Here is an 11,890-nt window from a genome sequence, read left to right on the forward strand (position 1 = left end):
TATGGCAAAAATTTACTCTAAAAGAAAATTAGCAAAAAAAACAATGTTACCTAAAAAAGAAACAATCCGTTTAATTCTTCAGTATTCTTGTGCATTGAATATCATCAAAATTGGTAACATGAGCTTCGAAACGTTAGCTAATTAAGAAACAGTCCGGTAATTTTTATCGGACTGTTTTTTTATAGTATTCTTTCAAAACCGATTTTCTTCCAATTGTTTTTGTGATTATATCCTTTTCTAAATCCCAGCCACGAGCCGGAGAATATTCTCGTCCGTACCAAATGATTTGAAGATGTAAATCATTCCAGGTATCTTTTGGAAAAATTGTTTTAGCATCTTTTTCTGTTTGTATTACATTTTTCCCACTAGTAAGATTCCATCGATACATTAACCTGTGTATATGAGTATCAACGGGAAATGCAGGAAATCCAAATGCTTGCGACATTACTACACTTGCCGTTTTATGACCTACTGCAGGTAATTTTTCCAATGCTTCAAATGATTGTGGAACTTGACCATCATACTCCTCAATCAAAATTTTTGATAAACCATAAATTCCTTTAGATTTCATTGGAGATAATCCACACGGACGAATTATTTCTTTAATTTCTTCCACGGTTAGCTTTACCATATCATAGGGATTATCTGCGCGAGCAAACAGCAACGGTGTAATTTGATTTACTCTTACATCAGTACATTGCGCTGATAACAAAACAGCAATTAATAAAGTGTATGGGTCTTTATGATCGAGTGGAATCGGAATTTCTGGATATAATTCTTTTAACGTATTTATAACAAATGTTGCGCGTTCTTTTTTGGTCATTTATTAGTAATTTTAAATTTAATAAAATCAAATTTCAAACAAAGTTATACGATAATCTTTTTAAAACAATAAATATAATGACAACACTAAAAAAAGGGGATAAAGCGCCAAATTTTTCTCAAAAAGACCAAGACGGAAACATTCATTCGCTTACGGATTATAAAGGCAAAAAGCTGGTTGTTTTCTTTTATCCAAAAGCTAATACACCAGGGTGTACTGCCGAAGCTTGTGATTTGCGTGACAATTTTGAGCGTTTTAATGAAAATAATTATGCGCTATTGGGCGTTAGTGCTGATCACTCTAAAGCACAATCTAACTTTAAAAATAAATATGACTTTCCATTTCCATTGTTAGCCGATGAGGACAAGTCGGTAATTGAGGCATTTGGCGTTTGGGGACCAAAAAAATTCATGGGTAAGGAATATGACGGAATTCACAGAACAACTTTTATTATAAACGAGGAAGGAATTATTGACGAAGTAATTGCAGATGTGAAAACAAAAGCACATGCCGCGCAAATATTGAATTAAATAATAGTTACAATTAAAAAGCCAAGAAGAATATTCTTGGCTTTTTGTTTTAAATATCTTGCAACACTTTATTAGGATCGTAACCAAATAATTTGTGTTCTTTGATTATATCTGAAATTCCAGCAGGCAATAGTTTTTCCCATCCAGGATTTCCGTTGCTAATCATTTTTAGCACTTCACGAGAGAATATTTTTAGATGTGATTTATCAAAATCGGTTATGTCTACAACTTTACCATTATAGGCAAAAAATTTGTAAAGCTCTTTCATTCTCGGATGCACTTTTAAGTTTTGAGAATTAATGATTTCTCCGTTTTCGTCTTCCATTGGATATAAGAAAACTTTTAAATCTCGGTAAAACAATTTTCCAAAAGCTTCTAAAATACCTCCACTCAAATGACGATAGTATTTTTCATCAAAAATATCTACAAGATTATTTACTCCCATTGCCAATCCCATTCGTGCCTTAGTATAATTTGAAAAATATTCTACTACTTTATAATATTCTTGGAAATTTGAAATCATCACCGTTTGTCCAAGATTGCAGAGTAATTCCGCTCTGTCCATAAAATCTCTTTCATCAATTTCGCCTTCAGAGCGCAAATTAGAAAGAGTGATTTCAAAAATCACCAAAGTGTTGTCTTTTTCAACCTTACTTTCTTCAAGGAACATTTTTAGTGATTTCTCATACATGTCAATATTTACTTGCGTAACAGGTCGAAAACTTCCTCTGAGTGCTAAAATATTTTTTTTGTAAAGTATAGAAGCTGGTAAAATATTTTTGCCGTCAGGACCAAACATTACGGCATCTGTCATGCCGTTTTTTACCAATTGTAAACTCATTAATCGATTATCTACATTTTTAAATCTCGGACCAGAAAAGTTGATGGTGTCGATTTCTAGTTGATCTTTATCTAAATGATCGTAGAGATAGCGAAGTAATTTTTTTGGGTCATTGTATTTGTAAAATGCACCATAAATTAAATTTACACCAAGAATACCAAGTGTTTCTTGCTGCAGTCGAGCATCAGTTTCTTTAAATCGTATGTGAAGTATAATCTCGTTATAATCTTCATCGGGTTCAACTTGGTATTTTATTCCAACCCAACCATGACCTTTGAATTGTTTTGCAAAATCAATTGTAGCCACCGTATTTGCATAACTAAAAAACATTTTGTTCGGATGCTTATCTCTATTTAAACGCTCTTCAATAAGTTTGACCTCATGAGTGAGCATTTTTTTTAATCTACTTTCAGTTACATATCGTCCATCATTTTCTATACCATAGATGGAATCACTAAAGTCTTTATCATAAGCTGACATCGCTTTTGCAATTGTTCCCGATGAACCTCCAGCTCTAAAGAAATGTCTTACAGTTTCTTGACCAGCACCAATTTCTGCAAACGTGCCATAAATGTTATCATTCATGTTAATACGTAATGCTTTGTCTTTTATAGCAGGAATTTGCTCAATGGCTTTATCTCCTTTGAGCTTAATGTTAGTTACGATTGTATTCATAATAGTAATTATTCATTGCAAAGTTAGTGAAATAGCTATTTTATTAAAAGATAATTAACGCTATTTTTGCATTATATCATTCTATAAATTCAACTTTGTCGTTGGTTATTAAAAAACCATGCTAAAATGCAAGTATATTTTCTTGGCACAGGAACTTCTCAAGGTATTCCCGTTATTGGGAGTGAACATTCGGTTTGTAAAAGCAAGGATAGTAGAGATAAACGTTTAAGGGTTTCTATATGGGTAACGTGGAATGATTTCTCTTTGATTATTGATTGCGGACCCGATTTTAGACAACAAATGTTGACTTCTGGTTGTATCACAATGGACGCTTTGTTATTTACCCATGAACATGCCGATCACACCGCAGGCTTAGATGATATTCGGCCATTTTATTTCAAGCAAGGAAAAGACATACCAATTTATGCACACAAACGCGTTTTAGAAAATCTCCGAAAAAGATTTGATTACATTTTTGAAATCGAAAACAAATATCCAGGCGCACCAGGTGTTGAAATTTTTGAGGTAGTAAACAATGTTGATTTTACCATTGGAAATAAAAATATTACTCCCATAAATGTTAACCATGGAAATCTTCCCGTTTTTGGCTATCGTATTGAAGATTTTGCTTATTTGACCGATGTAAAAACCATTGACGATTTAGAAATTGACAAATTGAAAGGTGTGAAGGTATTGGTTGTAAATGCATTACGAGAAGAGCAACATCATTCTCATTTTAGTTTGCAAGATGCTTTAGATTTTATACATTTGGTAAAACCTGAAATTGCCTATTTAACTCATATTAGTCACTTACTGGGTTTTCACGAAGAAGTGCAAAAACGGCTGCCATCAAACGTATTTTTGGCCTACGATAATTTAAAAATCACAATTTAATACTATGAAAAAATCATTATTTCTTTACCTTTTTATCATCGCTGTACTAATGAATATTTTTACTTATAAATATTTTACAACAAAAACAGAGAGCGAACTAAACACGATGTCGAAATCAGTTAAAAAAGTAAATGATAGTATCGCAATGTTGAAAACTAAACTAGACGACTCTGATTATTTTTCTTTAGAAAACAATGATAGAGCACAGAATTATCTCAGTCAAAATAATTTGCCTGCTTTTGAAGATAAAGTGAAGCAATCCCTTTTGGCTTTTAATGATGATGCGGCAGGAAATAAATATGTCGATCAGCCCAAAATGGGAGAACAAAAGTTTATCATTAATAGAATAAAAATTTTAAATCATCGATGGATTATTGCAGACTACAGTAATGGTAGTCTTTGGGGAGAAGTTTTAATAAAGTATTTTGTTAATGAAGACGGAACTATTTCATTTGAGACTATAGACTCCTACTTGTATACTTTAGATTTAAATTAAAAATTTTCGGTATGAAAAAAATAACAACATTTATAATTGTCACTTTTCTTATCTGTTCTTGTAAATTAACAGATCAAAGTGAGGATGAAGCACAAACTGTGATAAATAAAACTGTAAAAGACTCTACTATCATTGGTGATACAGACGAACATGGTTGTTTGGCATCAGCAGGTTATGTGTGGTCAAAAGTAAATAAAGAATGTGTAAAAGGTTTTTCCGGAATTCAGTTAAACCCGATTGACAATACCAATAATGAAGACGAAACTTTAAGTGCTTATGTTTTATTTAATGAAGACGCTAGCAAAGCCGAAGTTTTCTTGCCTAATGACACAACCTCGATAGTGTTGACGAGAAGTGCTGAGGGCAAACCATGGATATATAAAGATTGGCAATTAGTTTCTGGAAATGGATATGTTCTTAAAAAAGGAACGGAAAACAAATTCTCCGGCGATGCCGAAATGGGTAAAAAAGTTTTGGGTAGCGATACAGAAGAATAGTTTCTGATTGTTTTTTAATGTGAATAGAATTTGAATATTATTGAGTTAACCAATTGCTAAAATCATAAAAATTCTGCGGCGATACGCCATGTCCAATAGGATATTCTTTATAGGTTACTGCAATGCCAAGATTTTCCAAAGCAGGCATCGATTTTCTTGCCCATTCTACAGGAATTACTTGATCAACAGTTCCATGAGACGCAAATATTTTTAGCTTACTTAAGTCATTTTCTTTGAAATCATCGACCGCTATTTCGTTATTCAAATAACCACTCATCGCAACAACTCGCTGTACTTTTTCGGGATAGGACAAAGCCACTGCGTAACTCAAAATAGCACCTTGACTAAAACCAATTAAAGTTACATTCGCAGGGTCGATAGGATATGATGTAATCAATTCATCTATAAAATTAGAAATAATATCTCTCGAAGCTCTAGCTTGACCAATGTCGGAAAATTTATTTTCATCGGCATCAAAATTAATAGCATACCAAGCATAACTTCCGTACATTAAATTAAATGGCGCTCTCGCCGAAACTATGTAGCAATCCTCTGGAAGTTCTTTTGCGAAAGAAAATAAGTCTTCTTCATTACTACCATAGCCGTGAAGCAACAGGAGTAAAGGATTTTTTTCTTTTTTTATCTTAGGTTCGGTGATTAAGTAGTGCAGAGATAAATTCATTATAAACTTTTAAATACGTTTTGATAAAAAGATCCTAATAGCGGAATTTTTGTCACTTTTCCTAGTGCGGCACAAAAAATCCCATACATAGATAATACCGAAATAAAAATCCACATTGACGCAGCGATGTATATGTTTTCAAAAAAACTTATGGAGACTCCTAATATTATAAACGTTACAGTTAGTCCTAGACCTTGTCTTATATGGAATGATGCAAACTTATTCTTTGCATCTGAATTCATTGAAAGTGCTATCAACACGCCAATTATTAAAATATAACTAGTTATTGCTATTGATCTTCCTTCGTCTATCGTTTTTTTATCCATTGGTAATCAATTTTCCATTATTGTATATTCCTATTACTTTCCCTTTCATTTCTTGTCCTAAAAAAGCAGAGTTTTTTGATTTTGATAAAATCTTTTTTTTGGTAAATTCCCAATTATCGCCTATAGTAAATATAGATAAAGAAGCTATTTTTTTTTCTTCAATACAATGATTATCAATATTTAATATAGTCTTACCGAAAGTTAATTTATCTATTATTACTTCTAAAGGCAAAACAGTCATCAATGCCGAAAAAGCACTTTCTAAACCAATCGTGCCGTTTTTGGCTAAATCAAATTCCATTTTTTTATTTTCAATATCAATTGGGTTGTGATCACTAGTGATACAATCAATCGTGTTGTCAAGAACGCCTTCTAATAATGCTTTTCTGTCCTCTTCGGTTCGCAGTGGTGGCGAAACTTTAAATCGCGTATCAAAACCACCGAGCTTTTCATCCGTCAAAACCAAATGGTGAACGGCAACGCTACAGGTAACTTGCAATCCTTTCTTTTTGGCCTCTTTAACTAATTCTACCGATTTTGAAGTTGATATTGTTGGGATATGCATTTTGCCACCTGCGTATTCTAATAAAAATAAATTGCGTGCAACAATAAGTTCTTCAGCTAAGTTCGGAATACCTTTTAGTCCTAATCGTGTTGAAACTATGCCTTCATTGGCAACGCCATTTCCTTTGATATTTTCATCTTGGCTAAATGCAAAAACTAGTCCATCAAAATCTTGTACATATTGTAAAGCAATCTTCAATAAATTGGCATTTGACATACTTTTACCATAATCACCAAAGGCAATCGCTCCCGCATTTTTCATATCAAAAAGTTCGGCCAAGTCTTTTCCTTCACTTCCTTTTGTCAATGCTCCAATTGGAAATAAATCAGTAGCTGCATTTGCGGCTTTTTGTTTCACAAAATGGACCTGCGATTGATTATCAATAATAGGATAGGAGTTCGGTTGAAGTGCAATACCTGTAAAACCGCTTTTAGCTGCAACTTCCAATCCGTGGTTGATGGTTTCTCTATCTTCAAAACCGGGTTCACCAAGACAAACACTCGTATCAAACCAACCTCTTGAAAGGTGCAAACCATCGCGCTTAAATTCTTCGTGGGTCAATTCACTTGGAATTAAATTGCCAATTTTTTCTATTATGCCATCTGTAATTTTCAAATCAGTAGTTTGATGATGAAAAGGACTTGATGGGTCTACGATAGTGACTTTCCTGATGATTAAATTCATTTAACAAATTTTTGAATGAATAATTCTAACGCTAAAAAGAAAAGAGCAACAATTACAAACCATTTCCAAATTTGTGTATCGGTTCTGTCTGATTGAATAGTGTTAAAAACGGTTTCTATATCACTAATCTCTTTAAAATTTGAAATAAAATCGGTGTTGGGTTCTGTTATATCACTCTCGCTTCGAGCAAAATTAAAACTAATATTTTTCAATAAAAAAGTTTTATTAAAGATACCAAAATTTCCTGCTTCGTTTGGGTTGTTATTAAAACTTAATTTTACTTTCTTGTTTAATAATTGTTGCACTGGAATAAAACTTTCAGTACTATTTTTTACGGTAAGTATTTCATCTTTAGATAGTGAAGCATCAACTACAAAATAATTACTTTCACTAATTGTCATTGAAACAACACCTGTTTTTAGACTGTTCTGAGCCATATTATAAAAAACAGGAACAACCAATGGCGAATTTTGAAAATTACAGTTGCTTTTATTTAAAGCTGCAGCAAAAACATATACTGATGACAAAGGATTGGCAATAGAAGTCAAAAATGCGCTTTGGTCGTCATAGCTCAAAATTGAAGGTGTCGTACTGTTTAATTCCAACGAATTTTTGGTTGTTGGATACTGAAAATTATCTACTTTCTTCTCAAATACCGTGTTAAAAATAGGATGACTAAAATTAATTTTAGTTACTTTTTTCTCCGTATTTGTTTCCCCTTTTATTTGTATCGAACCAAAATTATTCAACAAATTATTCAAGTTGACAGTTTTAGCTTCCTGCGAAGGTATGATTACTAGATTTCCACCTTTATTTACAAAAGACTTAAGTGTGGTTTGTAACGCCTGTGGCACATCTGAAATTTCATTTAAAATTATGGCATCTTGTTTTTCTATCAAGTTGTAATCTAACGTTTGTAATGTAAAATTAGCATATTCAAACTCATCATTAGTATAAATCCGCGATAGAAACTTACTTTTATCGGCATCGCCTATGCTTATGATATTCGTTTTACTTGGTTTAGAAATAGTAAAGTAATAGGTATTATCATATACTAAACCTTTGTCAGTGATAGTAACATAGCCATTAAAATTTTCTTTTGGAATGGTAAAATTCACTGTTTTTGATTTGGAAATACTTTTCAATAAAGTCTTGGCTGTTAATTTATCATTATTGTACAATGCAATGGAAACATCCTCAAAATCATCGCCATTTGCAGTGAGTTTGACTGCGATTTCATAAAAATTATCAAGAGTTTGTTCAAGATAAACACTATCAATTGCAATGTTGTTTTTTTGTTCGGCTTTTGGAATTACAAAATATACGTTGTCTTCTTTCCTAAAACTTTTAGTTTGATTATTTTTTAATCCGACTGCATCGGTAATGATAATAATATCTTTATTATTGGCTGATTTTCGGGCATTTACTTTTGCAATAATATTATCTAATTGAAAAGCATTGCCACTGTATTTTAATTCTTGTAATTCTTTTCTGCTGCTTTTTATATCTGTATTCCAGTAGGTTTCAGAATTGGTTATGAGCGAAAAATTTTGGTTTTCGGGTGTTTGTTCCAATAAATCTTGCACGGCACGTTTGAGTAATTCGCCTTTTTTACCTTTTGCTTGCATGCTGTATGAATTATCCAGAATAATATACATTTCATTGGTAGCTTTCTTACTTTCTTTTGCTGTAAAAAAAGGTTGAGCAAAGGCAAGTATCAAAAAAAACAGCAGTAACAAACGAGTAAAAAGCAAGAGCCATTTTTTGATGGTGGAACTTTTCCTAGTTTGAATGGATAATTCTTTGAGAAATTGAACGTTGGTAAAGTATTCTTTTTTAAAACGACGTAATTGAAACAAATGCACCAGAATTGGAATAACCAATAAGAAGAGAAAATAAAGGATTTCAGGATGTTTAAATTGCATTTCTAAATTTGTTGAACAAAGATAAATATAGTTTTTAGTTTAAAGTCAAGGTTTGTATAATTTTTGCAGATGTAAAATTCATTGTTCCAAACGCTATTGTTGTGTTATTTCTTCTTCCTTTTGGCAGCTCTCGTTTTTAAAATATTTCTGTTAACTGACGTTCCAGTCTTTTTCTTTGTTTTTGATGGTCCGCCAAGATTGACTTTTTTATTTTTTTCTATTTTTTCATGAAAAGAAGCACCGCCTTCGAGCTTTGGTTTTTTTAGCAAGAATTTCATTTGTTTCTTTTTGTCTTTTTCAAATTCGAGTAAGCGAACTGAAACTTCAACATCAGTAGGAAAATCAAAAAACTTAATCTCTTTCTCCATTAGTACTTCCGCTTCAATCATGATATCTTCCTCGCGAGGACTAATTAAACTGATGGCAATTCCTGATTTATCAGCTCTACCTGTTCTTCCAATTCTGTGAATGTATTGCTCTGGAATTTCAGGAAATTCTACATTGATAACATGTGAGACATCAGAAATGTCTAAACCTCTGGCCATTACATCTGTGGTAACAATACCGCGAATGTCTCCCGCTCTGAACGAAGCCATGGTTTGTAAACGATAATTTTGTGATTTATTAGAATGTATCGTTCCAAATTCATCGGGAAATATTTCTTCTATTTTTTCTGAAAGTAAATCGGCAGTTTTTTTGTTATTTACAAACAGCAATACTCTCTCAAAAGTTGAGTCTTTTAATAGCTGAATGATTAGGTTAACTTTGGTTAAGAAATTGGGAACTTTACACCCAAATTGTTGAATTTGTTCTAACGGAGTTCCACTTGGAGCCAAAGACACTTCTTCTGGAAAATCAAAATACTCTTCAAGCATGTCATCGACATCATCAGTCATAGTAGCAGAAAAAAGAATATTTTGTCGTTTGTTTTTAAGCATTGTCAAAATATAGGTGACTTGAGAGCGAAAGCCTAAATTTAAAATTTCGTCAAATTCATCAATGACTAGCTTTTGCAAACTGTCAAATCGAATCACGTTATCTAGTGCCAAGTCCATTATTCTGCCTGGCGTTCCTACAAGTATATCAACGCCTTGATAGATGGCTTTTTTTTGTGTGTTAATATTCACGCCACCATAGACGCCAATGGTTCGCACCGACATAAATTCGGTTAATTTTTCGACTTCGGCGGCTATTTGAACCACAAGCTCTCTAGTTGGCACTAAAATCATTACTCGTGGAGTGTCTGTAGCTACAAATTTCCATTGTTTTAATATTGGTAAAAGGTAAGCAAAAGTTTTTCCTGTTCCAGTTTGAGCAATCCCCATCATGTCGCGACCCGACATAATCACCGAAAAGGATTTTTCTTGAATAGGCGTTGGTGTGGTTAATCCAAGATTATCAATGGCTTTTTGTAGTGATTTTGGAAGATTAAATTGCTCGAAAGTATTCATCAGTGCTTTTTATTTTTTTGCAAAGGTAATCAATTAGCATGTTAGCGTTGCAATTATAATGATGACAGCTAAACAGATGAAAATGAGTAATAAATAAAACTTTAAATCATATAATTAAAACGATTCACCGGCGTTGAGATAGAATGCCTCTGAATTTCTTCCCCAGGAATAATTGGCAATTAAGTTGGTTCGAGTAGCTTTATCAATTAAAATACGTAATCCAATTCCAGCTGCAGGTTGAATGTACTGCATTAATTTTATATTTCTCTCTGTGTCAGATGCTGATGTAAAATTTGAAAAAACGGTTCCACTTATTAATTGATTGCAACTAATTGGAAAACGATATTCTACTTCAAAATAGGATAAATCATTTCCTCTGAATAATCCTTGAACATATCCTTTTCCAGCTCTGCTTCGCTGATCCCATCCAATTGCTGGTAGATTAAGATAAGGAACAACTCCCGATGTTAAAAATTGTCCGTAGGTCCAAAAACCCAAAACATGCTGCTTATTGGTTTTACTTAACGGAATAAAATAGCGAAGTTCGGCAAAAAGCACTGAACTGGATTTTTGATTAGTATTGAAAGCAGGATTTAATCTTAAATTGACATTTCCAAATAAACCTTTGTTTGTATTAATTTGATTGTCGCGCGAGTCAAACAATAAATTCAAACTTAATCCATTAACATAATATTCAGAATTACTAAAACCATTGGCGTTATTATAATTGTAGTGTGCAGTGAATATGCCGTTTTCAACGTCGAGATTAGTATCTTTAATATCGGAATATCGGTCAATATGAATTCCTGTTCCTAAATAAAAATCACCTTTTATGCGCCAAGACATAGTTTGGTGAAATTTGAGATAGTTGTAATCCATAGGTTCAGTTATGTTATTAAAATTGAAATCTTCATCGTCTCTAATCGCTGGAATGATGTCGGTTCCTAAACCAAAATTAGCTTGAGTGAATTTGTAATAACGCCAATCGCCGCTTAATGTAATTTTATTATGTCTTAGCATCACGTTGTTCTTAACATTGATAATCAGCTGTTTTTTTTCAGTGTAATTTATGCCAACATTTAGTGTAGAATATTTATCGATTGCACTTTTTCCTTTAAAAGTATATTGAGATACTGCGCCAAACATAAATCCTGTTGCGGGTTGCGAACCAATAATTGGAATTACGATAAAAAAATTACTTTTTGTTGGTTTAACTATCAGCAAAGAGTCTTTTTGCTTAAAAATTTCGGGTAAAGATCTTTCAGGGCAAGTTGTTTTTTCTTTTTCAGAATTAGTTTGCGCGTTGCAATCAGCAATCAGCAGCAGAAAAATGAACAATAAAAGAGTTATAGTTTTATTTAATTTTGAGATACAATTCATCGGCGTTAATTGGTTTGCTGTATTTTTATTTGCAGCTTTTTTATTTTTTTAAAAAATGTACTACTTGAAAAATCATTTTGTAACTGTATATTTTTCGTTAGCAGAATGAAGATCATTACAT

13 protein-coding genes are annotated in these 11,890 nt (G+C 32.6%); 5 read left to right on the forward strand and 8 right to left on the reverse strand.

All coding sequences use genetic code 11. From position 1 onward, the window contains the following. The first annotated feature begins 1 nt into the window (after position 1). Positions 2 to 145 (forward strand): hypothetical protein, encoded by a 144-nt coding sequence (locus tag WFZ85_RS08365; RefSeq protein WP_342695837.1) that lies wholly within the window; start codon positions 2 to 4, stop codon positions 143 to 145. An 18-nt stretch (positions 146 to 163) separates the two neighbouring features. Here WFZ85_RS08365 and WFZ85_RS08370 read toward each other — a convergent pair whose 3' ends face one another. Continuing rightward, the gene (locus tag WFZ85_RS08370) at positions 164 to 823 is read right to left on the reverse strand and encodes an endonuclease III domain-containing protein (RefSeq protein ID WP_342695838.1); all 660 of its coding nucleotides are present in this window, start codon (positions 821 to 823) and stop codon (positions 164 to 166) included. 77 nt (positions 824 to 900) lie between these two features. Here WFZ85_RS08370 and bcp point away from each other — a divergent pair, with 77 nt between their 5' ends. Further along, positions 901 to 1,353: a thioredoxin-dependent thiol peroxidase gene (bcp, locus tag WFZ85_RS08375; RefSeq protein WP_342695839.1), complete on the forward strand. Its 453-nt coding sequence runs from the start codon at positions 901 to 903 to the stop codon at positions 1,351 to 1,353. 49 nt (positions 1,354 to 1,402) lie between these two features. Here the strand turns inward: bcp and WFZ85_RS08380 are convergent, their stop codons facing one another. Further along, positions 1,403 to 2,860, reverse strand: coding sequence for a TonB-dependent receptor (locus tag WFZ85_RS08380; protein ID WP_342695912.1), 1,458 nt, complete (start codon positions 2,858 to 2,860; stop codon positions 1,403 to 1,405). Between the two features lie 135 nt (positions 2,861 to 2,995). Between WFZ85_RS08380 and WFZ85_RS08385 the strand changes: the two genes are divergently transcribed. Genes WFZ85_RS08385 through WFZ85_RS08395 form a run of 3 tightly spaced genes read left to right on the forward strand, consistent with a single transcriptional unit; the run spans position 2,996 to position 4,756 of the window. Beyond that, positions 2,996 to 3,763: an MBL fold metallo-hydrolase gene (locus WFZ85_RS08385; protein WP_342695840.1), complete on the forward strand. Its 768-nt coding sequence runs from the start codon at positions 2,996 to 2,998 to the stop codon at positions 3,761 to 3,763. A 4-nt stretch (positions 3,764 to 3,767) separates the two neighbouring features. Then, positions 3,768 to 4,259 carry a hypothetical protein gene (locus WFZ85_RS08390; protein WP_342695841.1) on the forward strand — a complete coding sequence of 164 codons (492 nt, stop codon included), beginning with the start codon at positions 3,768 to 3,770 and terminating at the stop codon, positions 4,257 to 4,259. Between the two features lie 11 nt (positions 4,260 to 4,270). Further along, positions 4,271 to 4,756: a hypothetical protein gene (locus WFZ85_RS08395; protein ID WP_342695842.1), complete on the forward strand. Its 486-nt coding sequence runs from the start codon at positions 4,271 to 4,273 to the stop codon at positions 4,754 to 4,756. Positions 4,757 to 4,793: 37 nt separating this feature from the next. On the opposite strand, the gene WFZ85_RS08400 is transcribed toward WFZ85_RS08395, so the two are convergent. From WFZ85_RS08400 to WFZ85_RS08425, 6 genes are all read right to left on the reverse strand, one after another. Beyond that, on the reverse strand, positions 4,794 to 5,438 hold the full coding sequence (locus WFZ85_RS08400) for an alpha/beta hydrolase (protein WP_342695843.1): 645 nt from the start codon (positions 5,436 to 5,438) through the stop codon (positions 4,794 to 4,796). Further along, a complete protein-coding gene (locus WFZ85_RS08405) occupies positions 5,438 to 5,764 on the reverse strand; it encodes a hypothetical protein (RefSeq protein ID WP_342695844.1) in 327 nt (108 codons plus the stop codon). The genes WFZ85_RS08400 and WFZ85_RS08405 overlap by 1 nt, the downstream gene beginning before the upstream one ends. After that, complete coding sequence (locus WFZ85_RS08410) at positions 5,757 to 7,013, reverse strand: dihydroorotase (protein ID WP_342695845.1); 1,257 nt, start codon at positions 7,011 to 7,013, stop codon at positions 5,757 to 5,759. Before WFZ85_RS08410 ends, WFZ85_RS08405 begins: the two co-directional genes overlap by 8 nt. Continuing rightward, positions 7,010 to 8,938 carry a BatA and WFA domain-containing protein gene (locus WFZ85_RS08415; protein ID WP_342695846.1) on the reverse strand — a complete coding sequence of 643 codons (1,929 nt, stop codon included), beginning with the start codon at positions 8,936 to 8,938 and terminating at the stop codon, positions 7,010 to 7,012. Before WFZ85_RS08415 ends, WFZ85_RS08410 begins: the two co-directional genes overlap by 4 nt. A 104-nt stretch (positions 8,939 to 9,042) precedes the next feature. After that, positions 9,043 to 10,389, reverse strand: a complete 1,347-nt coding sequence (locus WFZ85_RS08420) for a DEAD/DEAH box helicase (protein WP_342695847.1) — start codon at positions 10,387 to 10,389, stop codon at positions 9,043 to 9,045. Between the two features lie 114 nt (positions 10,390 to 10,503). Further along, positions 10,504 to 11,769, reverse strand: a complete 1,266-nt coding sequence (locus WFZ85_RS08425) for a BamA/TamA family outer membrane protein (protein WP_342695848.1) — start codon at positions 11,767 to 11,769, stop codon at positions 10,504 to 10,506. Between the last annotated feature and the right edge of the window lie 121 nt (positions 11,770 to 11,890).

Origin of the sequence: Flavobacterium aureirubrum, from assembly GCF_038739835.1 — a bacterium.
Taxonomy (GTDB): domain Bacteria; phylum Bacteroidota; class Bacteroidia; order Flavobacteriales; family Flavobacteriaceae; genus Flavobacterium; species Flavobacterium aureirubrum.

Excerpts from the sequence above, each read along its gene's own strand:
- WFZ85_RS08365 (WP_342695837.1), top strand. The coding sequence starts at position 2 with ATGGCAAAAATTTACTCTAAAAGAAAATTAGCAAAAAAAACAATGTTA.
- WFZ85_RS08370 (WP_342695838.1), bottom strand. The coding sequence starts at position 823 with ATGACCAAAAAAGAACGCGCAACATTTGTTATAAATACGTTAAAAGAA.
- bcp (WP_342695839.1), top strand. The coding sequence starts at position 901 with ATGACAACACTAAAAAAAGGGGATAAAGCGCCAAATTTTTCTCAAAAA.
- WFZ85_RS08385 (WP_342695840.1), top strand. The coding sequence starts at position 2,996 with ATGCAAGTATATTTTCTTGGCACAGGAACTTCTCAAGGTATTCCCGTT.
- WFZ85_RS08390 (WP_342695841.1), top strand. The coding sequence starts at position 3,768 with ATGAAAAAATCATTATTTCTTTACCTTTTTATCATCGCTGTACTAATG.
- WFZ85_RS08395 (WP_342695842.1), top strand. The coding sequence starts at position 4,271 with ATGAAAAAAATAACAACATTTATAATTGTCACTTTTCTTATCTGTTCT.
- WFZ85_RS08400 (WP_342695843.1), bottom strand. The coding sequence starts at position 5,438 with ATGAATTTATCTCTGCACTACTTAATCACCGAACCTAAGATAAAAAAA.
- WFZ85_RS08405 (WP_342695844.1), bottom strand. The coding sequence starts at position 5,764 with ATGGATAAAAAAACGATAGACGAAGGAAGATCAATAGCAATAACTAGT.
- WFZ85_RS08410 (WP_342695845.1), bottom strand. The coding sequence starts at position 7,013 with ATGAATTTAATCATCAGGAAAGTCACTATCGTAGACCCATCAAGTCCT.
- WFZ85_RS08415 (WP_342695846.1), bottom strand. The coding sequence starts at position 8,938 with ATGCAATTTAAACATCCTGAAATCCTTTATTTTCTCTTCTTATTGGTT.
- WFZ85_RS08420 (WP_342695847.1), bottom strand. The coding sequence starts at position 10,389 with ATGAATACTTTCGAGCAATTTAATCTTCCAAAATCACTACAAAAAGCC.
- WFZ85_RS08425 (WP_342695848.1), bottom strand. The coding sequence starts at position 11,769 with ATGAATTGTATCTCAAAATTAAATAAAACTATAACTCTTTTATTGTTC.